This window comes from Martinezella dioscoreae (genome assembly GCF_009176305.1).
Classification (GTDB): Bacteria; Pseudomonadota; Alphaproteobacteria; order Rhizobiales; family Rhizobiaceae; genus Rhizobium; species Rhizobium dioscoreae.
The window spans coordinates 739,314-761,692 of sequence record NZ_BLAJ01000001.1; the positions used below are offsets into that span (position 1 = coordinate 739,314).

At 58.9% G+C, this 22,379-nt stretch carries 20 protein-coding genes; 8 read left to right on the top strand and 12 right to left on the bottom strand.

The genetic code is table 11. The features are described 5' to 3' along the window. Position 1: 1 nt before the first annotated feature. Complete coding sequence (locus GDN47_RS03605) at positions 2 to 916, bottom strand: LysR family transcriptional regulator (protein WP_113351868.1); 915 nt, start codon at positions 914 to 916, stop codon at positions 2 to 4. A gap of 92 nt (positions 917 to 1,008) precedes the next feature. Here GDN47_RS03605 and GDN47_RS03610 point away from each other — a divergent pair, with 92 nt between their 5' ends. After that, positions 1,009 to 1,986, top strand: coding sequence for an SDR family oxidoreductase (locus GDN47_RS03610; RefSeq protein ID WP_233789750.1), 978 nt, complete (start codon positions 1,009 to 1,011; stop codon positions 1,984 to 1,986). Between the two features lie 137 nt (positions 1,987 to 2,123). Here GDN47_RS03610 and GDN47_RS03615 read toward each other — a convergent pair whose 3' ends face one another. The 4 genes from GDN47_RS03615 to trxB all read right to left on the bottom strand — a co-directional run bounded on the left by GDN47_RS03615 (position 2,124) and on the right by trxB (position 6,139). Beyond that, the gene (locus tag GDN47_RS03615) at positions 2,124 to 3,236 is read right to left on the bottom strand and encodes an alkene reductase (protein ID WP_152092637.1); all 1,113 of its coding nucleotides are present in this window, start codon (positions 3,234 to 3,236) and stop codon (positions 2,124 to 2,126) included. Between the two features lie 150 nt (positions 3,237 to 3,386). Beyond that, positions 3,387 to 3,680 carry an ArsR/SmtB family transcription factor gene (locus GDN47_RS03620; protein ID WP_069612851.1) on the bottom strand — a complete coding sequence of 98 codons (294 nt, stop codon included), beginning with the start codon at positions 3,678 to 3,680 and terminating at the stop codon, positions 3,387 to 3,389. A gap of 564 nt (positions 3,681 to 4,244) precedes the next feature. Next, complete coding sequence (locus GDN47_RS03625; RefSeq protein ID WP_092711607.1) at positions 4,245 to 5,141, bottom strand: LysR family transcriptional regulator VtlR; 897 nt, start codon at positions 5,139 to 5,141, stop codon at positions 4,245 to 4,247. 23 nt (positions 5,142 to 5,164) lie between these two features. After that, complete coding sequence (gene trxB / locus GDN47_RS03630; RefSeq protein ID WP_095435379.1) at positions 5,165 to 6,139, bottom strand: thioredoxin-disulfide reductase; 975 nt, start codon at positions 6,137 to 6,139, stop codon at positions 5,165 to 5,167. A 238-nt stretch (positions 6,140 to 6,377) separates the two neighbouring features. Between trxB and GDN47_RS03635 the strand changes: the two genes are divergently transcribed. The 3 genes from GDN47_RS03635 to GDN47_RS03645 are packed head-to-tail and all read left to right on the top strand — an operon-like array spanning position 6,378 to position 8,728. Next, complete coding sequence (locus GDN47_RS03635; protein WP_015340578.1) at positions 6,378 to 6,845, top strand: Lrp/AsnC family transcriptional regulator; 468 nt, start codon at positions 6,378 to 6,380, stop codon at positions 6,843 to 6,845. A gap of 4 nt (positions 6,846 to 6,849) precedes the next feature. Next, positions 6,850 to 7,758, top strand: coding sequence for a glycosyl transferase (locus GDN47_RS03640; RefSeq protein WP_113351870.1), 909 nt, complete (start codon positions 6,850 to 6,852; stop codon positions 7,756 to 7,758). A gap of 55 nt (positions 7,759 to 7,813) precedes the next feature. Then, positions 7,814 to 8,728, top strand: a complete 915-nt coding sequence (locus GDN47_RS03645) for a glycosyltransferase family 92 protein (protein ID WP_113352041.1) — start codon at positions 7,814 to 7,816, stop codon at positions 8,726 to 8,728. 9 nt (positions 8,729 to 8,737) lie between these two features. On the opposite strand, the gene GDN47_RS03650 is transcribed toward GDN47_RS03645, so the two are convergent. From GDN47_RS03650 to GDN47_RS03675, 6 genes are all read right to left on the bottom strand, one after another. Then, the gene (locus tag GDN47_RS03650) at positions 8,738 to 9,817 is read right to left on the bottom strand and encodes a glycosyltransferase family 4 protein (protein ID WP_113351871.1); all 1,080 of its coding nucleotides are present in this window, start codon (positions 9,815 to 9,817) and stop codon (positions 8,738 to 8,740) included. Between the two features lie 6 nt (positions 9,818 to 9,823). Then, positions 9,824 to 10,300 carry a transcription elongation factor GreA gene (gene greA / locus GDN47_RS03655; protein ID WP_069612629.1) on the bottom strand — a complete coding sequence of 159 codons (477 nt, stop codon included), beginning with the start codon at positions 10,298 to 10,300 and terminating at the stop codon, positions 9,824 to 9,826. Between the two features lie 254 nt (positions 10,301 to 10,554). Further along, positions 10,555 to 14,040: a carbamoyl-phosphate synthase large subunit gene (gene carB, locus GDN47_RS03660; RefSeq protein ID WP_113351872.1), complete on the bottom strand. Its 3,486-nt coding sequence runs from the start codon at positions 14,038 to 14,040 to the stop codon at positions 10,555 to 10,557. A 222-nt stretch (positions 14,041 to 14,262) separates the two neighbouring features. After that, on the bottom strand, positions 14,263 to 15,432 hold the full coding sequence (locus tag GDN47_RS03665; protein ID WP_113351873.1) for a glutathionylspermidine synthase family protein: 1,170 nt from the start codon (positions 15,430 to 15,432) through the stop codon (positions 14,263 to 14,265). An 11-nt stretch (positions 15,433 to 15,443) separates the two neighbouring features. Further along, positions 15,444 to 16,031: a DUF1190 domain-containing protein gene (locus tag GDN47_RS03670; RefSeq protein ID WP_162748790.1), complete on the bottom strand. Its 588-nt coding sequence runs from the start codon at positions 16,029 to 16,031 to the stop codon at positions 15,444 to 15,446. A 356-nt stretch (positions 16,032 to 16,387) separates the two neighbouring features. Continuing rightward, positions 16,388 to 17,206, bottom strand: a complete 819-nt coding sequence (locus tag GDN47_RS03675) for a LytTR family DNA-binding domain-containing protein (protein WP_113351875.1) — start codon at positions 17,204 to 17,206, stop codon at positions 16,388 to 16,390. A gap of 86 nt (positions 17,207 to 17,292) precedes the next feature. Between GDN47_RS03675 and GDN47_RS03680 the strand changes: the two genes are divergently transcribed. Both GDN47_RS03680 and ypfJ read left to right on the top strand, forming a co-directional pair. Then, positions 17,293 to 17,784 carry a DUF2306 domain-containing protein gene (locus GDN47_RS03680; RefSeq protein ID WP_113352042.1) on the top strand — a complete coding sequence of 164 codons (492 nt, stop codon included), beginning with the start codon at positions 17,293 to 17,295 and terminating at the stop codon, positions 17,782 to 17,784. Positions 17,785 to 17,878: 94 nt separating this feature from the next. Beyond that, entirely contained in the window at positions 17,879 to 18,802 is a 924-nt protein-coding gene (ypfJ, locus tag GDN47_RS03685) for a KPN_02809 family neutral zinc metallopeptidase (protein WP_113332271.1), read from the top strand. A gap of 51 nt (positions 18,803 to 18,853) precedes the next feature. Here the strand turns inward: ypfJ and GDN47_RS03690 are convergent, their stop codons facing one another. Next, entirely contained in the window at positions 18,854 to 19,846 is a 993-nt protein-coding gene (locus GDN47_RS03690) for an aldo/keto reductase (protein WP_113351876.1), read from the bottom strand. Positions 19,847 to 19,967: 121 nt separating this feature from the next. On the opposite strand from GDN47_RS03690, the gene GDN47_RS03695 reads away from it, so the two are divergent. Next, positions 19,968 to 20,879: a LysR family transcriptional regulator gene (locus GDN47_RS03695; RefSeq protein WP_113332273.1), complete on the top strand. Its 912-nt coding sequence runs from the start codon at positions 19,968 to 19,970 to the stop codon at positions 20,877 to 20,879. A 158-nt stretch (positions 20,880 to 21,037) separates the two neighbouring features. Beyond that, positions 21,038 to 22,294 carry a TCR/Tet family MFS transporter gene (locus GDN47_RS03700; RefSeq protein ID WP_113351877.1) on the top strand — a complete coding sequence of 419 codons (1,257 nt, stop codon included), beginning with the start codon at positions 21,038 to 21,040 and terminating at the stop codon, positions 22,292 to 22,294. Positions 22,295 to 22,379 lie beyond the last annotated feature (85 nt).

Here is a 22,379-nt window from a genome sequence, read left to right on the forward strand (position 1 = left end):
GTCAAAATCCATTCTCCACGTTGTTTTCCTTGATGTAATCAAGCAAACCCGCAACGAGGGCATCGAACGTCACGCGGCAGCGTGGCGACGTCTTCAGATTTTCATGCATGACGATCCAGGTGTCGATCTCCACCTTTATCTCGGACAATATCTGCACGAGGTTCGGATCGCGGCTTGCCAAGGGGATCTGATAGAAACCGATGCCGATGCCGGCGCGCAGCGCATTGTGGAGCGCGATGCTGTGATCGGAACGAAAGCTGAAGGAAGCGCCTTCGAGCATCGGATAACGCTTCAGCATCATGCGTATATAGGCAGTCTGGCGATCGAAGCCGATGAGCTTGTGCCGACGCAGTTCCTCGAGGGTTTCGGGCTTGCCGTACCGCTCGATATAATCGCGATGGGCGAAGAGGCCGAGAGAGATGATGCCGATATGCCGGGCGAGCAGTGCTTCTTGCGCCGGCGCGACCATGCGCACGGCGATATCGGCCTCACGTTGCAGCAGATCTTCCACCGTATCGGAGGCTGAAAGCTCGACGATCAGGTCGGGATAGATTGCCTGCAACTTGGCAAGGATCGGCGGCAGCACTTCCGTGCCGATGACTTCGCTCGCGCTGACGCGCACTGTTCCGCTGACTTTGTCCTTCGAGCCGGAGGCTGCGCGCAACAGTGCGGCGGTCGTGCTCGCCAAAGTCTCGGCATAAGGTCTCAGAACGAGGGCGGTGTCGGTCGGCAACAGCCCTTGTTGCGAACGCGTGAACAGCTCTGCACCGACCGATTGCTCCAATGCGAGGATATGACGCCCCACAGTCGGCTGTGTCAGGCCGAGTTCGCGGGCAGCGGCCGACAGCGAGCCGTGCTCCAGCACGGCAAGAAAGGTGCGATAGAAATCCCAGCTTGGTTCAGATAGCGACGCCATACATTTATATATATCATCTGCAGATTTTTCAGCAATTTCGTTTATCGCCGATACCAAGCATAGTCAGCCCATCGAAACCGATGGAGATGACGATGAGCAACAATAAGGAAAGCACGAAGACGGCCCTGATACTCGGCGCGACCGGCGGCATTGGCGGTGCTGTCGCGCAAGGGCTTACCCTTCGCGGCTGGCGCATTCGGGCGCTGAACCGCAATGCGGCCGAGGCGGCCCGCCGCCAGCCGGAGTTCGACTGGTTCCAGGGCGATGCCATGCAGGCGGATGATGTTCTGAAGGCGGCGCAGGGTGTCGATGTCATCGTGCATGCCGTCAACCCGCCCGGTTATCGCAATTGGGGTAAGGTCGTCCTGCCGATGCTCGATAATACGATTGCCGCCGCGAAGGTGGTCGGTGCGCGGATCGTGCTGCCCGGTACGGTTTACAATTTCGGTCCCGATGTTTTCCCGAATGTCACGGAAGATAGCGCGCAACGGCCGAAGACCCGCAAAGGCGCTATCCGCGTGCAGATGGAACGGCGCCTGCGGGCGGCGGCAGAGCAGGGCGGTACGCCTGTTATCATCGTTCGCGCCGGAGACTTCTTCGGTGGTGCGCGCGCCAACAGCTGGTTCTCGCAGGCGATGGTGACGCCGGGCAAGGCGATTACTTCAATGACCTATCCAGGCAAGCGCGGTGTCGGCCATCAATGGGCCTATCTGCCCGATGTTGCCGAGACCATGATCCGGCTGATCGAGAAGGGCGACGAGCTGCCGGCTTTCGCCGTCTATCATATGCGCGGTCATTGGGATGGAGACGGCAGACAGATGATTGAAGCCGTGCAGCGCGTCGTTGGACACAAGGTGAAGGTGAAATCGTTTCCCTGGTGGATAGTACCGCTGGCTTCTCCCTTCGTGACATTCATGCGGGAACTGCGCGAGATGAGCTATCTCTGGGATGTGCCGCTGCAGATGCGAAACGACAGGCTGGTGGCTGTTCTTGGCGAGGAACCGCATACGCCGATCGATGAGGCGGTGAGGGCAAGTCTTGCATCGATCGGCTGTCTTCCGGCAGCTTGAGCCGCCGGTCAGGCATTCTGTCCAAGGGCACTGGTTACAACAGCGAGTGGAAAAGCCCCGCAACATCTTGGTGCGGGGCTCATCGTTAGCTTTATGCCGGCCTTGCCACTGGGGAAGAGGCCGGTCCGTCAGAGATGTTATGCCGCTTCGTCCAGGGTCGGATAGTCGTCGTAGCCCTTCGCGCCGCCGCCGTAGAGCGTTGCCTGGTCCCATTGGGCGAGCGGTGCGTTTTCCTTCAGGCGGCGGACGAGATCCGGATTGGAGATGAACGGCTTGCCGAAGGCAACGACATCGGCCTTGCCGCTGTCGACGGCTTCGATCGCCATCTCGCGGGTATAGGCATTGTTGACCATCCAGCCGGCCTTGCCGCCTGCAGCCTTGTAGGCCGAGTGGAGAGCGTCATAGTCGAAGGGCAGGAAGTCGCGCTTACCGCCGGTCTGGCCTTCGATGACGTGGATATAGGCGAGGTCATATTTTGCCAGACCTTCGACGACGTAGGTGAAGAGCTGTTGCGGCGCCGGATCGCTGGCATCGCCGGATGGCGTGACAGGCGAGATGCGGATCGCCGTGCGGCCGGCACCGACTTCCTTGGTGACGGCATCGACCACTTCGAACAGGAAACGCGCGCGGTTCTCGATTGCGCCGCCATACTGGTCGGTGCGGTCGTTGACGTTGCCGCGCAGGAACTGGTCGATCAGGTAGCCGTTGGCGCCATGAATCTCGACACCGTCAAAGCCGGCATTGATCGCAGCGCGGGCCGCCTTGCGGTAATCCTCGATGATGCCCGGGATTTCCGAGGTTTCTAGCGCACGCGGTTCGGAAACATCGGCAAAGCCGCCGGTGCCGTCGCTGTTGACCAGATAGGTCTTCGAATTCTCAGCGCGCTTGGAGGTCGACGAGACCGGCTTGCCACCATTCGGCTGCAGGGTCGTATGGGAGATACGACCGACATGCCACATCTGCACGACGATCTTGCCGCCGTTGGCATGCACGGCATCCGTCACCTTCTTCCAGCCATCGAGCGCTTCCTTGCTGTAGAGGCCGGGAACGTTGGCGTAGCCCTGACCCTGATGGGTAATCGCCGTTGCTTCGGTGATGATCAGGCCGGCAGTGGCGCGCTGGGCGTAGTATTTTACGTTCAGTTCATTCGGCACTGCATTCGGCGAGCGATTGCGCGTCAGAGGTGCCATGACGATGCGGTTGGCGATGGAAATATCACCCAGCTTCGTCGGTTCGAATAATTTGGTCATGGATCGTCCTTTCTATAGGGGGCGGGGAAATCAGGACGAGGCGATCGCCAGGTCCGAAGAACTATGGTGGTTAAGGCAGCAGCTTCTCGGGGAAGATTGCGTCGGTGACGGGGGGCATGGGCGCAAATACAGGGAGCGCAGCAGACATTTTCAGAGTTCCTTCTGCATGGCCGCGAGGAATTCGGCGATCGTTTCCTCGTTGCGCTTGTAGAAAATCCACTGGCCAAGGCGCCGCGTCGTCACCAGGCCGGCGCGATGCAGCGTGCCGAGATGCGCTGAGACGGTCGATTGCGACAGGCCACAGCGCTCGAACTGGCTAGCGCAGACGCCGAGCTCCAACGGGTGCTCCTGGGTCGGGAAATGGGTGTGCGGATCTTTGAGGTGATTGAGGATTTCGAGCCGGGCCGGGTGGGCCAGAGCCTTCAATATCTCGTTCTTGTCCATGGCGTTCACCATATGAATATCGAATAATTGCGATTTATGTATCGACGATTTTCGATATATCAAGGGCGACGCTGAAGATTATTTTCGGCAAGGCCGTCGACGTGCGTGCTTAGAAATTAGGCAAAAAAAGAGGGCCACCGGAATGAACCAGGGCCCTTATAGGTGTGAAGGTCAAAACCTCCAGAGGGGAACAGCCAATGCGGTGGAACTGGGAGGAAAAGCCACCGTGTGCATCAGCTGAGTGCGTTATGATGCTAATTTGTGCAGTGCGCAATGCTTTTTTGTGCATGGCAGTTATGCGTTTGCTACGTCGGCGGCAAAAGGGCAAAAAAAAGGGCCTCCGGAGTGAACCAGGGCCCTATAGGTATGAAGGTCAAAAACCTCCAGAGGGGAACAGCCAATGCGGTGGAACTGGGAGGAAAAGCCACCGTGTGCATCAGCTATGTGCGATATGGTAGTTAAATGGGCAGGCTTCAACTCTCATTTGTGCATATCAGCTATGCATCATATGCGTGGCTGATATACTAGCCGTAAAAAGAGTTCGTTATCAGTGACTTACCTTCGTCAGAAGTTCCAGTTACGAGCCTTCGCGACAATAAAATCACGAAAAACCTTGAGCTTGGCCGCGTTCTTCATCTCGTCGGGATAGCAGAAATAAGTGTCGAAGGACGGCACGTCGGCATTGATGGCAAGCTGAATGAGGCCGGGGTCGCGGCCGACGATATAGTCAGGCAATACCGCGATGCCGATACCAAGCAGGCAGGCGCGCTTGATCGACGTCTGGCTGTTGATCTGCAGGTGCGGCACGCGCTTGTTGTCGGAAGACCGGCCGGCGATCTCCAGCCAGTTGACGTCGAGCAGGTAGTTTGGTGCCGGCTCGCCGAAGCTGATGATGCGATGTTCGTCTAGATCCTCCACCGACTGCGGCTCGCCGTAGCGGTTGATATAGGAGGGGGCCGCATAGACGTGCATGTGCACGGTAAAGAGCTTGCGCTGGATGAGATCCGATTGCTGCGGCTGGCGCAGACGGATGGCGCAGTCCGCATGGCGCATGTTCACATCCAGCTCCTCGTTGTCGAGGATCAGCTGAATCTGCATGTCCGGATAGAGCTGCAGGAATTCCTGGATCTTGTCTGTGAGCCAGCCCTGGCCGAGACCGACTGTGGTCGTCACGCGCAGCTTGCCGCTCGGCTTGTCGGTCGTTTCGGTCAATTGCATCTTGACCGTTTCGAGCTTCAGCAAAACGTCATGGGCCGTGCGATAGAGCAGCTCACCCTGTTCGGTCAGGATGAGGCCGCGCGCATGGCGGTGGAAAAGCTTAATGCCAACGTCTTGCTCGAGAGCGCTGACCTGCCGGCTAATGGCGGATTGAGACAAGTGCAACTTGTCGGCCGCATGCGTGAATGAACCCGCTTCGGCAGCCGCGTGAAAGATACGCAGCTTATCCCAATCCAATGGCATGCCGTTTCCCCTCATCGGCTGCATCACTCCGCAGCCACGGCGACGGGCATGTGCCCGGTCAAATAGCGTTCCGCCTCAAGCGCGGCCATGCAGCCCATCCCGGCTGCCGTGATCGCCTGGCGGAATGTATCATCGGTCACATCACCCGCGGCATAGATGCCTTCGACGCTGGTCGCGGTCGAATCAGGAGCGGTCCAGAGATAGCCATTGTCCTTGAGTTTCAATTTGCCCTTGAAGAGCTCGGTCGCCGGCGCATGGCCGATGGCAACGAAGACACCGTCGATCGGCATTTCCGTGATGGCGCCGGTACGCGCATCGCGCAGGCGTGCGCCCGTGACCGATGGCGGCATCGGCGGCTTGGCGGGCGTGCCGGTGATTTCGGCAACCTCAGTATTCCAGAGGATCTTGACGTTTGCCTTGGCGAACAGGCGCTCCTGCAGGATCTTTTCCGAACGGAAAGTATCGCGGCGATGCACCACGGTCACCGATTTGGCGATGTTGGAGAGATAGAGCGCCTCTTCAACGGCGCTGTTACCGCCGCCGACCACGATCACGTCCTTGTTGCGGTAGAAGAAGCCATCGCAGGTGGCGCAGGCGGAGACGCCGAAGCCCTGGAAATGCTGTTCGCTCTCGATACCCAGCCATTTCGCCTTGGCGCCGGTGGCAATGATGAGCGTGTCGGCGGTCCAGACCTGGCCGCTATCTGTATGGGCAACGAAAGGACGCTTGCTGGTATCGACTTCGGTCACGAGGTCGTTGACGATTTCGGCGCCGACATGCTGTGCCTGCTGAAGCATCTGCTCCATCAGCCATGGTCCCTGGATAGGATCGGCAAAGCCCGGATAGTTCTCGACATCGGTCGTGATCATCAGCTGGCCGCCCTGTTCGAGACCAGCGATCAGAACCGGCTGCAGCATCGCGCGCGCGGCGTAAACCGCGGCGGTGTAGCCGGCTGGGCCGGAACCGATGATGAGCACCTTTGTGTGGCGGGCAGGCATAGTCAGTCCTTTCAATTTCGGCGATTGGGAAACCGCGGCTTCAAGCGCGCAAAGCAGGCGATTTCGCGATCCGCGGCTTCATTTATGATTGCCTTATGCATTTATTCAAGGGCAGCCTTGCATTACACACAGAGCAAATCTGCTTTGTGTAAGAATCAACTACGCGAGAGAAACTTTCTTGCGTATTTTCCTGCCTTATATAGAAGCTGGCGAGGGGGAATTAAAGAAAGGCAAGAAAGTGCTTCGCGCTGAGCTCGATGCCATCGATATCAAGATTCTGCGGGAACTCCAGCGGGACGGACGCATGACCAACGTCGAGCTCGCAGACAGGGTCGGCATTTCGGCGCCGCCATGTCTGCGCCGCGTGCGCAAATTGGAAGAAGCCGGCGTTATCGAAGGCTATCACGCCATGTTGAACAGCCCGAAATTGGGCTTCGATCTCGTGGCTTTTTGCATGGTCGGCCTCAAGCATCAGTCGGAAGCGAACCTCAAGGCTTTTGCCAGCGCAACCTCGGCATGGCCGCTGGTTCGGCAGGCATGGATGGTGTCCGGCGACAGTGATTTCCTGCTGCACTGCGTTGCGGAAAATCTCACTCGTTTCCAGGATTTCGTCATCGAAGTTCTGACGGCGAATGAACATGTCGACACCGTGCGCACCATGTTGACCATTCGGCAAGTCAAAAAGCTCGGCCTGGTGGAGCTCTAGGCGAATGGCGGATCGCCCCTGGCATCGGTCGGTGATTAAGTCTGGCGTGCGCCTCTTTCTAGGCGGCTCCCGGGCTCATGTGCAGGACTGGTTCCCGGGGCTCACCATCGTTCGCAGCCAGAATGTCAGCGAGGTGCTTTACCGCGGCGCCAAGGTTGCAAGCCTTGCCGGCATGGATCGTCTGCGCGAACGTTGCGGCGATGCGGTCTACATCGTCGGCTCGGGTCCATCAATTCGCGATTGCGATCTGAGTGGTCTGGAATTCCGCAGTGCCATTCTTTTGAACGGTGCCATCGGCTTGTCTGGCGACCGGATCGGCGAGCCTTTAGCAATTGCCGTCGAGGATGAGCGTTTTGTCTGGCGACATCTCGACATGCTCCGCGAGAAGGTGGCTCCCGGTTCTCTTTGCCTGTTTTCCGTGGCGGTGCTGCGTGCGCTGTGCGAAATCGACAAAAGCTGGCTGGCGGACAAGACCATCATCTTGATCGACGATATCCGCAAGCCCTATGGTGCGCGCCGCCGTTCGGTCGACGACCTCAAGAAACTGCAATATGTGCGATTGAATACCGAGGGGTCGGCGGGTTTTTCGCTCTCACCGGACCGCGGGGTGTTTCTGGGGGGATCCGTCGCGGTATCGGCCCTCCAATTTGCCCTTTACTGTGCAAAGCAGCAGGTCGGCTTTCTGGGGATCGATATATCCAATGCCGGCGAGCCGCGCTTTTATGAGACTCCCAGCGACATGGCGTTCTCCGGCATTGCGCGGGCAGAGAGTCGCATCATCGAGCATCTGGTGCTTGCGCGGCAGATCGCAGCCGAGCGCGGCGTCTCTTTCGTCAACTACTCCCGCATTTCGGCATTGCTCAAATATGATTTTGGTTACGACGACAGGTTTGCATTGAAGCCGCGGGCGTGATGTTCGCCGGCGTTGGCGAGGCTGCTGTGAAATTAGGGTCGATGGAATGAAGCTTATGCGCTGGCTGAAACCCAAGGCGTCCGACGCCAAGAAGCTGTGCATCGAACCGCCTGAGCCGAGGGCAGGGCGCCACGGCATTGCCATTGCCGCCTGCGTGAAGAACGAGGCCCGTTATATCGAAGAATGGGTGCGCTTCCATCAGGCAGTCGGCATTCGCCACTTCTATATCTATGATAATGACTCGACGGACGAGACCTGCTTGCTTCTTCGAAGCCTGCTCTCTGAAGATGCTTTGACGATTATTCCCTGGGCTGGGCGCATGCGCGATGCGGCCACATCGGCAGTACTGAACGGCCAGGTCATCACCTTCGCGCATGCCATTTTGAATTTCGGTGGCGATTACCGCTGGATGGCGTTCATCGATGTCGACGAATTCCTCCTGCCGAAGGAGGCTGCGACGGTCGAGCAGGCGCTGGAGGCCGTCGGCGATTTCCCGAATGTCTCGCTGCCCTGGCATATGTTTGCGACCAGCGGCCATGAGACGCCGCCGGACGGACCTTTGACGTTGAATTATACGATGCGCGGCGCCGATCCGATGACGACGAAGGAAAATGTCAGCAATTTCAAATGCATCGTTGATCCATGCGAAGTCACCGAAGTCAGTGTGCACCAGTTCCAGACGCGTGCCTATGGCGATCTGACAGCCAATGACGCCGGCAAGCGGTTTACTCGGCGCGCACGCAAATCCCCTGAGTTTTATTCAAACCAGTTCCTGCAGCTGAACCACTACTATACGAAATCCCGGCAGGAGCTGATGGAGAAGCTGGCGCGGGGTTGGACCTATGACAGCAGTGCGACCAAATATCGGGACAAGGTCTTGTCCATCGTCAAAAGCATCGAGGAAGACATGATGGAGGATCGTTCGATGATCGAATTCATCGAGCGCAACCATATTGATCTTAGCCGCTGATCGGTCCGTTCACTTGTTGGCGCCAAGCAGCCGCTTGTAGACCTCGCCGATAGCGGTCGCTTCCTTTTCCAAAGCGAACTCGCTGCGCACATGGCGCACGGCATTTTCGCCCTGGCGAAGGGTTTCCTCTGGATTGGCAAGATAGAAGGCGATCGCTCTAGTCAGGGCCTCGCCATCGCCCGCCGGCACCACGGCGCCTGTTTCGCCCGGTACGATCATTTCGGCATAGGCGCCGGCATCAGAGGCGACGACAGCGGTGCGGGAGGCCATGGCTTCCAACGGTGTCAGGCCAAAACCCTCGTTGCGGGAAGGGGCGACATAGAGGGTGGCGCGGCGATACCAGGGTTTGATATCGTCGACTTCGCCCATGAAGCGGATACGATCGGTGAGACCTGCATCGGCCACCATCTTTTCCAGCTGCTCGCCAAAACTGCGGTGCTCAGCTGTCACGCGGCCGCAGACGACGGCGGTCCAGTCCGGATGGCGCGGCAACAGCTCGATCATCGCCTTGACGAAGAGATCCGTGCCCTTCTGATGGCGGACGCGGCCGAAGCAGCCGATCAGATAGGTGCCGGGCAGGCCGGTTGCGGCCATGCGGTCGTCAGGCTTTTCCGGCGGATGGAAGCTGTTGAGGTCGACGCCGTGCTGGATGACGGTGTGCGGCACTTCGAGAAAGCTGCCCGAGCGCGTGCTGGTGGCGATCACGGCATCCATGCGGCGGATCAACCAGCGTGTGTAGCCAGTGTGGCGGCGCTGGGCTGCGGAGGTGAAGACAAGTTTCAGGCGCATGCGCAGAACGGAGCGCAGCAGCAAACCCACAAGCATTTCGTTGTTGCGGCGGGCATGCCAAACGCGGAGGCGATAGCGGCGCGGCTTCATCCAGAGACCGGGCAGGCGGAGCCAACCGAGCCTTGGCAGGTTTTCCGGCAGGCCAGGGCCGAGTGTGGCGATATGATAGCCGAGCTCGACCTGCTTGGGGATGAGCTGCACGATCGTAGACGTAACGCCGGAAAGCCGGCGTTTGAAATTCGTTGCTATGATTTCGATCTCACGGAGATCGCTCGCATGCGCTGTCTCGCGATCGCGCACGGGCGATCAGCCCCAGGAGACGGAGAGGATTTCGTAAGCCTTGGCGCCACCGGGTGCATTGACCTCGATGGAATCGCCGACTTCCTTACCGATCAGGGCGCGGGCGATCGGGGAGGAGATGGAGATGCGGCCGGCCTTCACATCGGCTTCCTGATCGCCGACGATCTGGTAGATCTTTTCTTCCTCGGTGTCTTCGTCGACGAGCTTGACCTTGGCGCCGAACTTGATCTTCGAGCCGGACATCTTGGTGAGATCGATGACTTCGGCACGCGCCGTGAGATCTTCCAGCTCTGTGATGCGGCCTTCATTGTGGCTTTGAGCTTCCTTGGCGGCATGGTACTCGGCATTTTCAGAGAGATCGCCGTGGGCGCGCGCTTCTGCAATTGCCTCGATGATTCGCGGGCGCTCTTCCTGCTGACGCCAGCGCAGCTCTTCCTGCAGCTTGACGAACCCGTTCTGTGTCATCGGTACCTTTTCAACCATTTTTCTTGTCCTTCACTCCCTGTGTTGCTCTGCTGCAGACACAAAAGAAAACAGGTCCCGAAGGGGTACTTCGGAACCATCCAGAGCCGTTATTCTGTCATCTATAGCAGATTGCGACAGACGAATGCCAGAAAATTCGAAGGTTTAAGGAAAAGCTCCTGTTGAAGCTCCCTCACCATTCGATCGGCTGTCGGGGCCGCAACGAACGTGAGCCGGCTATCTTGCTCACGCTCCCCACGGTCGAATTAGCTGCGTCAGAAATAGCTCTGCAGCGGCTGTACCTCGAGGTTTCCGGCCTTCAGCGCCTTGATTGCCATGGCGGCTGCTTCGGCGCCGGCCATGGTCGTGTAGTAGGGCACCTTCTGCATCAGCGTCGCCCGGCGCAGCGACTTCGAATCCGAGATCGCCTTGTTGCTGTCGGTCGTATTGATGACAAGCTGGACCTGGCGGTTGCGGATCGCGTCCTCGATATGCGGCCGTCCCTCAAGGACCTTGTTGATCTTGGTCGCTTCGATGCCGTTTTCAGCAAGGAAACGCTGCGTTCCGCCGGTTGCGAGCACCTTGAAGCCCTGTTCGGCCAGCATGCGGATGGCCGGCAGCACGCGCGGTTTGTCGTCGTCGCGAACCGAGACGAAAACCGTTCCGTCACGCGGCAGTTCCACGCCGGCGCCGAGCTGGGACTTGGCGAAGGCGAGCGCGAAATCCGTATCGAGGCCGATGACTTCGCCGGTCGAGCGCATTTCCGGCCCGAGGAGAGTGTCGACGCCGGGGAAACGCGCGAAGGGGAAGACGGCTTCCTTGACGGCGATATGCTTCAGCTTGCGCGGATCGGGCTTTTCGCCATAGGCGGCAAAGGTCGCATCCAGCTTCTCGCCGGCCATGACGCGCGCGGCGATCTTGGCGATCGGCGCGCCGATGGTCTTGGCGACGAAGGGCACCGTGCGCGAGGCGCGCGGGTTGACTTCGAGCACGTAGACCGTGTCGTCCTTGATGGCGAACTGAACGTTCATCAAGCCGCCGACATTGAGAGCCTTGGCCATTGCTTTCGCCTGGCGCTCGAGTTCGTCGATCATGGCTGCGGAGAGCGTGCGAGGGGGCAGCGAGCAGGCGGAGTCGCCCGAATGGATGCCGGCCTCTTCGATATGTTCCATGATGCCGGCGACATAGACGTCGGTACCGTCGGAGAGGCAGTCGACGTCGACTTCGATGGCGTTGGTCAGATAGCTGTCGAAGAGCAGCGGGTTCTTGCCGAGCAGCGTGTTGATCTGGCCGGTCTTGTCATTTGGGTAGCGCTGCTTGATGTCTTCCGGCACCAGTTCCGGAACGGTATCGAGCAGGTAACCCTGTAGCTGGCCTTCCGAATGGATGATCTGCATAGCGCGGCCGCCGAGAACGTAGGACGGGCGCACGACCAGCGGGAAGCCGATTTCGGAGGCAATGAGGCGTGCCTGCTCGACGGAGTAGGCAATGCCGTTGTTCGGCTGGTTGAGATCGAGCTTCATCAGGAGCTTTTGGAAGCGGTCGCGGTCTTCGGCAAGGTCGATCGCGTCAGGAGCGGTGCCGAGGATCGGGATACCATTCTTTTCCAGGGCTTCGGCGAGCTTCAGCGGGGTCTGGCCGCCGAACTGGACGATGACGCCGACGACTTCGCCCTTTTCCTGCTCCGCGCGCAAGATTTCGATAACATCTTCCGCGGTCAGCGGCTCGAAATAGAGACGGTCCGACGTATCGTAATCGGTCGAAACCGTTTCCGGGTTGCAGTTGATCATGATCGCTTCATAGCCGGCATCCTTCAGCGCGAAGGCGGCATGGCAGCAGCAATAATCGAACTCGATACCCTGTCCGATACGGTTCGGGCCGCCGCCGAGGATGACGACCTTCTTGCGGTCGGAAACCTGCGCTTCGGAACGAGCGGCGCCGACGAAGGGCGTCTCATAGGTCGAGTACATATAGGCCGTCGGTGAGGCGAATTCGGCGGCGCAGGTATCGATGCGCTTGAAGACCGGGCGGACGTTCAGCGAATTGCGGAGTTCGGCTACTTCCTTCGGGCGCTTGCCGGTCAGCGTCGCAAGACGTGCGTCGGAGAAGCCCATGGCCTTCAGCATGCGCAGATTGGCGGCATCCTGCGGCAGGCCGTGCTCGCGGATGCGCTCTTCCATATCGACGATGTTCTTCAGCTGCTCGAGGAACCATGGGTCGATCTTGCAACCTTCATGCACCTCTTCGATGCTCATGCCCTGGCGCAGCGCCTGGGCGACCATACGCAGACGGTCCGGCGTCGGCGTGCCGATGGCGGCGCGAATGGCGTTCTGGCTGCCTTCGCCTTCCTCGATGCCGGGGATCTCGATCTCGTCCAGACCGGTCAGGCCGGTTTCGAGGCCGCGTAGCGCCTTCTGCAGCGATTCCGCGAAGGTACGGCCGATTGCCATGACTTCGCCGACCGACTTCATCGCCGTGGTCAGAACCGGGGAGGCGCCGGGGAATTTTTCAAAGGCGAAGCGCGGGATCTTGGTGACAACGTAGTCGATCGACGGCTCGAAGGATGCCGGGGTTGCACCGCCGGTGATATCGTTTTCGAGTTCGTCCAGCGTGTAGCCGACAGCGAGCTTGGCGGCGACCTTGGCGATCGGGAAGCCGGTTGCCTTCGAGGCAAGCGCAGAGGAGCGCGACACGCGCGGATTCATTTCGATGACGACGAGGCGACCGTCCTTCGGATTGACCGCGAACTGTACGTTCGAGCCGCCGGTTTCGACGCCGATCTCGCGCAGAACCGCGATCGAGGCGTTGCGCATGATCTGGTATTCTTTGTCCGTCAGCGTCAGCGCGGGAGCGACCGTGATCGAGTCGCCGGTGTGAACGCCCATCGGGTCGATGTTTTCGATCGAGCAGATGATGATGCAGTTGTCCGCCTTGTCGCGGACGACTTCCATCTCATACTCTTTCCAGCCGAGGACCGATTCTTCGATCAGCACCTCCGTAGTCGGCGAGGCGTCGAGGCCACCGCCGACGATCTCGAAGAATTCCGAGCGGTTGTATGCAATACCGCCGCCGGTGCCGCCGAGTGTGAAGGACGGACGGATAATGGCGGGCAAGCCGACATGATCGAGCGCCTGCGCGGCAATTGCCATTGCGTGGCTCATATAGCGCTGCTTGCGATCGCTTTCGCCGAGGTTCCACTGGTTTTCCAGTTCGTCGAGCGCCTTGTCGAGCTCAGGACCAGAAAGAGATGCCTTCAGCTTGCTCCGCTCGGCCTCATGCGTCTTGCGGTCGGCGTCCTTGATATCGGTGGCATTTGCCAACATGGAACGCGGCGTTTCGAGGCCGATGCGGGCCATGGCTTCGCGGAAGAGAGCGCGGTCTTCGGCCATGTCGATGGCGGCTGGCTTGGCGCCGATCATCTCGACATTGTAGCGGTCGAGTACGCCCATGCGCTTCAGCGAAAGCGCGGTATTGAGTGCAGTCTGGCCGCCCATGGTCGGCAACAGCGCGTCCGGACGCTCCTTGGCAATGATCTTGGCGACGACCTCGGGCGTGATGGGTTCGACATAGGTCGCATCCGCCAGACCCGGATCGGTCATGATCGTTGCCGGGTTGGAGTTGACGAGGATGACGCGGTAGCCCTCCTCCCGGAGTGCCTTGCAGGCCTGCGTGCCCGAATAGTCGAATTCGCAAGCCTGTCCGATAACAATCGGTCCTGCACCGATAATGAGGATCGATTTGATATCTTGGCGCTTCGGCATGGGCTCACATCCGTTTTTTTCGTTGCGCCAAAAACCGGCCAGGGTGGGAGGTCACCGGCCGGGGGCGCTATGGGCAATATTTTCAGGCTAGAAGCGGCTTATAGGCAAATGTATTTGCAAACGGAACCCCATAAATGGCGGAATCGACATGAATTCTGCCGAGATCGTCATGGAGCGGCCAAACGCCGGGTAAGGGCAACCCATACTGATGCTATCGATCAACTAGCTCTCGATATAATGGGGTACGAAGCGTGAGGTGTCGCGCGTGACGGGAGTATCGTCCTCGCGGATGCCGATACCCGCCGGCTGACCGGCAACGATCCAGGATCCGATGACGGTCCAATCATCGCCAAAGCGGGGAAGAAGGTGTAATGCCTGTCTGATATATCCTTCTTCACCATAGGGTCCCTCGACGTGATATGTACCAACGCCGGCTTCGTGATTGACGAGCGTCACATTCGCGCCTTCGCGCGAAAGCAACGGTTTACGGACATAACGATCGCCGAGATTGCCGATACGCGGATCGTCCTCGAAATAGGCAGGCAATAGATTTTCATGGCCGGGAAACATTGCCCACAATACCGGCAGCAATCCTTTGTTGGACAGTGTCAGTTTCCATAGCGGTTCGATGACCCGCGTGGGAGTTGAGGGCAGATGGCGGCCGAAGGGCTCGCGCACCATATCTTCGAGCGGATAGAGCTTGAACAGGCAGTCGATGGGCTCATCTTGAAGATCGATCAGCCGGTGGCCGTCGTCGACGCCGATATCGGGCATGGCGATCAGCTTCGTCTCGCAGCCGGCCTGTGCGGCGCAATCGACAAGATAGTTCAGCGTCACAAGGTCTTCTTCCGATTCCAGCATACCGGCAAAGTGCATGCGACCCGACGGCGCAGCGAGAAGGCGCAGCGCGTCGATCAGGCGTTCATGAATGGAATTGAACTGGTCTGCCGAGGAGGGGAGTTCGCCGCGCCGCTTCATGTCTTCCAGCCATCGCCACTGGAAAACAGCGCTTTCGAACAGGCTGGTCGGCGTGTCGGCATTGAACTCAAGAAGCTTTGCCGGACCGTTCCCATCATAGGCGAGGTCGAAACGGCCGTAGAGGTCACGTTCCCGATTGCGCCAGGAACGCAGTACGGCGTCATGATAGGCCGGCGGAATGGCCAGCCGGCGCATCAATTCATCGTCCGAAGCGATCCGTTCGACCGCCGCATAGCACATGTCCAGCAACTCGGCGGAGGGTTCTTCGAGTTTCGCCTCTACTTCCTCGAGGGTAAACGCGTAGGCGTGTCTCTCATCCCAATAGCGTTGACCGTACATGGAATGGATGGTGAAGCCACAGGCTTCGGCGTCGGCCTTCCAATCCGGCCGCTCATTCATGATAATACGTTTCATCCGTTCACCCGTCAGCTCGAAAGGTGGAAGCCGCGAGAGCCCCAGCCGCCGCGTTCCACCGTGCTGGCTGAGGGCGTCGATCGTTCGGAAGACTTCCCCCAGGAACCACCGCCACCACCGCCGCCGCCACTGGAGGAAGACGATTGCGTATTGTCGTCCTTTCTTTCCGCATAGACTGTTTTTCCAAGCAACATGCCATTCGCAAGGCTTCGTCCGGCGGCCGTTCGGAAGTCGCTGCTCCCACGCGGTTGGTAAAGTGCTTTGGCGTCAAACGATCTGGCGGCGCTGCCGACGAGATAGCCGGCCAACAAGGGAATAAAGTGACCCGTTCCGGCCTGATGAGCGCTGGTTGCCGGCTGACATCTGCCAACGCCGTAATCCTTTTCGCAATTAGCCGCTGTTTCGTAGGCGGGCGCATTTCGCTGGCGCTCCTCCTCGGCTGCGGCAAATTGGGTTCGGCATTCGTCGGCGGAAAAGACATCCCCCGCGATGCACGCGTCGACGTCCTTGTATATCTGGACGGTGTCTTGCTTTTGCCCGCAGCCCGCCAATGCCGCTGTTCCCATGAGCAGCAGAGACACACTCATCGATCGCTTCATAAAACCCCCTGCGCATTGCGCGTTCATGCGCCCGCATATTCAAGGATACCACCCGGTCTAGGTCGATCAGCCGCAAACACGCAGGCGCGGTATCGCGGTTGTCCACATATGTAAGGGATACAACGTAAAGAATATAGGCGCGAAGAAAGAGTTAGGTGCCGATCGGCCGCATTTAAAGAACGTAGACGTGCGCTCGGTTGATTTTTTTAAGACCAACGGTTGTGATCGTAAAGAATAGCTTTACGGCTTTCATAAGCCGTGGGAGCATTTGAAAAAAAAGCGTCTCTCTTCCTGGGCCTGAATTGCCGGGAGGCGCACTATGGGTTGGAATGGGCCTGTCGGCCGCGGTGCCGTCGTCAGCCGAAACGGTGCCGGACGGCTTCGGCATAAGAGCGGCTGACAGGCACTTCCACGCCGTCGCGCGTGATGACGAAAAGCTTGCCGTTGTCGCGTTTCAGCCGGTCGACGTGGTCCGTCGCGATCCAATGGGATCGGTGGAGGCGTATGCCCTCCGTATTGCCGAGTTCCGTAAGCGCATCGCCAAAGCGCAGCAGGATGAGCTCCCGGCCACGTGTTGTTACGACCTCGGTATAGTGATCGCGAATGGTGAGCCTTATCAAGGCGCCCCGGTTTTCCGGCTTCAAGCGCGACAGAATCGGCGGCGGAGAAGCCGAGGTTCGGATGCCCGCTGCCGACGCGGTTTCCGTCTCCGCGGCATCCGATCCCTCGGCTGCCATTGCCATCTGCTGATGCATGGTCAGAGTGGACAAGATACTGAAGAGAGCACAAAGCGGTATGGCGCCGAGCGACTGACGGAGGCTGCCGATCACCGTGAACGTCGTTCGGAAAAACGCCAGGTCGACGAGCGTAATGCCGAAGCCTATCGGCAGCGCGGCAATGATAGATCCGATCATCATCCGGAGGAGCATATTCGATATATGCTTGCGTAGGAGGATTTCGGCGGCCACGGAGAAGACGATGGCGATGAACCAAGCCATGGCGTGAAGGACAAGCCAATAACCGAGGCGGGCTCCCGGCGTTAAGCGATAAATGGTGCCGTACGGCCCGGTCCACGCAAAGATCAGGACGATAGCGACAAAGGTCGCCCAGAAACGCGGTGAACGCTGGATGACCCGCAATTCGCGAAGCGTGGATTGCAGAAAGGTGTGATCCACGAAGATGTTCCGTTCTTTCGCGCAGATTGGGTTGAGAGAACAACAGTATCACGGAAAGATTTGTCAAACTCAACCGGATACAGATGATGACTCTCGAGCCGCTTCTCAGTGCCCCGATCGCAATCCGAATCCATGTCGCGGCGGTCATTCCCGCCGCCGTGCTCGGCACCTATCTTCTCGTCAGGCCGAAGGGGACGCCGAGTCACCGTCTGCTTGGCAAGATATGGCTGGCCTTGATGGTGATTACGGCGCTGTCGAGCTTCTTTATTCACCAGATCAACGTCTTCTATGGCTTCAGCCCGATCCATCTGCTCTCGATATTTGTTCTCGTCGCCAGTTGGCGAGCGATCGAAAATGCCCGCAGACATAATATAGCGGCACATAAGCGTAACGTCAGAAGCCTTTACTTCGGCGGTATTGTCGGCGCGGGCATGTTTAGTTTCATACCGGACCGCATCATGGGCAAGGTGGCCTTCGATGGAAATGAAACAGCGCCATTTCTGGTCGCGGCAGGTATAGCCATCGCGCTTTTATGGCTGATGTCCAAAGAAATAAGGCAGCGGCGGCGTTTAAGCTGATGTTCTGTCGATAGCCAACTGGCTTTGTTGCACATCCTGGATATATAAATGCCTCAAGGGACTTTGAATTTTAGGCATCGCCAGGAGGTGCACTATGGATTGGAAGGGGCGTCGGCAATCCGACAATATCGAAGACGAACGCGGCTCATCGCCGATGGGCGGCGGGATAGGTGGCGGCGGCTTCCGGTTTCCGGGCGGAGGGATCGGTGGCGGTGGCTTGAGCTTCCGCACCATTATCGTGCTTATCGTGATCTTCCTGATCCTGAGGGCCATGGGCGTCGATGTCATCGGCCTGCTGCAGCAGAGCGGCATGCTGGAAGGTGGCGGCTCCGGATATCAGCAGAGCACCTCCAACAGCGGTGGAGGCGGGCAGCCGGCCAACGACGAGATGAAGCAGTTCGTCGCGACCGTTCTTGCCGATACGGAAGACACCTGGACCGGCATCTTCAAATCAATGGGTCAGACCTATACCGATCCGAAGCTCGTGCTGTTTTCCGGCAGTTTCCCTTCGGCCTGCGGTCAGGCTTCCGCGGCTACCGGTCCGTTCTACTGCCCGAGCGATCAGAAGGTCTATCTCGACATGGCTTTCTTTCAGCAGATGAAGGATCAGTTCGGCGCGTCCGGCGATTTCGCGCAGGCCTATGTGATCGCACATGAGGTCGGCCACCATGTGCAGGACCTGCTCGGAATCCTGCCGAAATTCAATCAGGCCCGCCGCAACATGAGCGAAGTGGACGCCAACAAGATGTCGGTGCGCATCGAGCTGCAGGCCGACTGCTTCGCCGGCATCTGGGGCAAGTTCACCCAGCAGAAGGGCATCCTGCAAGCCGGCGATCTCGAAGAGGCGCTGAATGCGGCGCAGCAGATCGGCGATGACACACTGCAGAAGCGCACGCAAGGCTATGTCGTTCCCGACAGTTTCAACCACGGCACGTCGGCGCAACGCGTAAAGTGGTTCAAGCAGGGCTTTGAATCCGGCAAGCTCTCGGATTGCGATACGCTGAATAATCCGGTCTGATCTTGCTTGCCCGCTCCCGTGATACCGGCGAGCGGGCAAGCCTTTGGCGCATTATTTCTCGCTGTCGAGATGCGTCAGCTGTGCTTCCGGATAACGGCCGCCGGCTGCAGCGTCTTTCGGGATCGCGCGTTCGATTGCGGCCATATCGGCTTGTGACAATTCAACCGAGAGCGCTCCCAGGGCTTCCGTCAGGCGATCGCGACGGCGGGCGCCTATGACCGGGACGATGTCTTTGCCCTGAGCTGCGACCCAGGCGATTGCGATCTGTGCAACGCTGGCGCCTTTCGCCTCGGCGATCCCGCGCAAAGCTTCGACCAGTTCCAGGTTCTTTTCGACGTTTCCGGCCTGAAAGCGCGGACTTATCGTGCGGAAATCGCCCTTTTGGACATTATCTTTCTGCCAGTGGCCACTGATGAGACCGCGCGACAGCACGCCGTAAGCGGTGATGCCGATCCCTAATTCACGGCAGGTCGGCAGGATCTTGTCTTCTATGCCGCGCGATATCAGCGAGTATTCGATCTGCAGGTCAACAATCGGATGGATGGCAGCGGCGCGGCGGATGGTGTCAGCGCCGACTTCCGACAGGCCGATATGCCTGATGTAGCCTGCCTTGATGAGATCCGATATCGCGCCGATCTGATCTTCGATTGGCACGTTCGGGTCGAGACGGGCAGGGCGGTAGATATCGATGTGATCGACGCCGAGCCTTTGCAGCGAATAGGCGACGAAATTCCGGATCGCCGCCGGCCGGGCATCGTAACCGAGCCATGCGCCGGAGGGATCGCGGAGTGCGCCGAACTTGACGCTGAGCAGGAAATCATCCCGCTTCAATCCCTTGATGGCTTCGCCGATCAACATCTCATTGTGGCCCATGCCGTAGAAATCACCCGTATCCAGCAGGTTGATCCCGGCATCGAGGGCGGCGTGGATGGTGGCGATGCTCTCAGTGCGATCGGACGGGCCATACATGCCGGACATGCCCATGCAGCCGAGGCCCAGAGCCGATACCTGCAGGCCTGTCCTACCCAGTTGAGTTTTTTCCATCCTGCTTCTCCTTGGCTAAGGCGTGCGCCATCTCACGATGGCTTCTATTGTCATATTTACTCCATCAATCCCTGTGCGATAATCCAGGTAAATCGAAACGGGTTGTTTGGAATTTCGTACAATGGATGATTTGCCCCTGGCCGATCTGGTCGCCTTTACCGCCGTCGCCCGCGAGCGCAGCTTTCGTGAGGCAGCGCGCAGGCGCGGCGTTTCCGCCTCCTCGTTGAGCGAAGCGGTTCGCCGGCTGGAGGAGCGGCTGGCGGTGCGCCTGCTCAATCGCACGACGAGAAGCGTCACGCCGACGGAGGCGGGAGAGCGGCTGATGGAGCGCCTGACGCCGGCCATGAGCGAGATCGCCGTCGCGCTCGATGACATCAACAGCTTTCGCGACAGCGTCGGCGGAACGTTGCGGCTGAATGTGCCGACGGTTGCCGCCATGGTCGTCATGCCCGATATCATCAGCCGTTTCCTGAGGGAATATCCGGCGATCTCGGTCGAAATCGTTGCCGAGGATAGTTTCATCGACGTCGTGGCGGCTGGCTATGATGCCGGTATTCGCTATGATGAGCGGCTGGAAAAGGACATGATCGCCGTGCCGATCGGGCCGCGGCAACAGTATTATGTTACGGCTGCGGCACCGGCCTACCTCGCGGCAAATGGCACGCCGAGGCATCCGCGCGATATATTGGAGCATCGCTGCATCCGTCATCGCTTCCTGAGCGGATCCGTCGTTCCCTGGGAGTTCGAAAGAAACGGCGAGACGATCTTCATCGCCCCGCCGATGGTCGTTGCGACGAATTCGATCGATATCGAACGCAGTGCGGCCGCGGCCGGCTTGGGTATCATCCGAACATTCAAGGAATTTCTTGAGCCGCAAATTGCCCGCGGAGAGCTGGTGCCGATCCTCGAAGAATGGGACACCGTCTTTTCCGGTCCGTTTCTCTATTACGCCAGCAGGCGGCACATGCCGGCGCCACTCAGAGCCTTCGTCGATTTCCTGAATCGCGAGCAGAAACGCAGTCGCGACAGATAGTCGCTTTGCGCCGAAGATCAAAAAAACCGGTCAATAAATCAATAAGATTGAAGCGTTCACGGATTGTTTCCGCCAAAATCTTTATGTATGGGGGAGCTCCGGTTTTTCGTTCACGTTCTGTCTCTTTCATCGAGACGGAGCCGCCAGAAGGCACCTCCATGATCGATCAGAAATTCGCCCGTCGGGGCCTGTTCCTCGTCTTCCTTATTCTCTTCCTCGACGTCATCGGCATCGCGATCATCATGCCGGTCATGCCGAAATATCTTGAGGAATTGACGGGTGCCTCGGTCAGCACGGCGGCGACCGAGGGTGGCTGGCTGCTGCTGGCCTATGCCGCCATGCAGTTCCTGTTTTCGCCGTTGATCGGCAATCTGAGCGATCGTTTCGGCCGCCGCCCGCTTCTGCTTGCTTCGGTACTGACATTCGCCATCGACAATTTCATCTGCGCGATTGCCGGCTCTTACTGGATGCTGTTCGTTGGCCGCATTCTTGCCGGCATCAGCGGCGCAAGCTTCTCGACCTGCTCGGCCTATATCGCCGATATCAGCAATGACGAAAACCGCGCGAAGAATTTCGGCCTGATCGGCATGGCTTTCGGCGTCGGCTTCGTGCTCGGGCCTGTTATCGGCGGCTTCCTCGGCGAGTTCGGGCCGCGCGTGCCTTTCTACGGCGCGGCGGCTCTGGCCTTCCTGAATTTCGTCGGCGCCTATTTCCTCTTGCCGGAAACGCTGGATGCCAAGCATCGCCGGCCTTTCGAGATCACGCGCGCCAATCCGTTCGGCGCGCTCAGACAAATGCGCCGCTACCAGGGCATCGGCTGGGTCTGCGTCGTGATGTTCCTGAACTGGCTGGCGCACGGCGTCTATCCGGCCGTATGGGCTTTCGTCACCTCCTATCGCTATGACTGGAGCGAAGGGCAGATCGGCTTCTCGCTCGCCGTCTATGGGATCGGTGCCGCCATCGCCATGGGTCTGGTACTGCCGCGGCTCGTGCCTGTGCTCGGTGAGTGGAAGACCGCAGTGCTCGGAATGGTGTTTTCCTGTCTCGGTCTGATCGGTTACGCCTTTTCATGGCAAGGATGGATGGTTTACGCGGTTATCGTCCTGACTGTCATCGAAAACGTGGCGGATGCGCCTTTGCGATCGATTGCAGCCAGCAAGGTTCCGCCTTCCGCACAGGGTGAATTGCAGGGGGCGCTCGGTAGCCTGACGAGTATTACTGCCATCATCGGGCCGGTGCTGTTTCCCTATCTGTTTCAGTATTATACCGCGCCGGCCGCACCCGTCGTTTTTGCCGGTGCACCCTTCATCATGAGCGCAATTCTGGTGGTCGGCGGGCTTGTCGTGCTTGTGATGAAGGTTCGCAAGACGGAACCGAAGGCGGTCGCACAATCACAGGCGGGCGAGGCAGCCTAAAAAATCATCAGATATTTTGATGCTCCGATGAATTCTTTAGCATCATGGGCTTGTCTGCTGGCTTTTTAAGCTAAGTTGCGTTAAT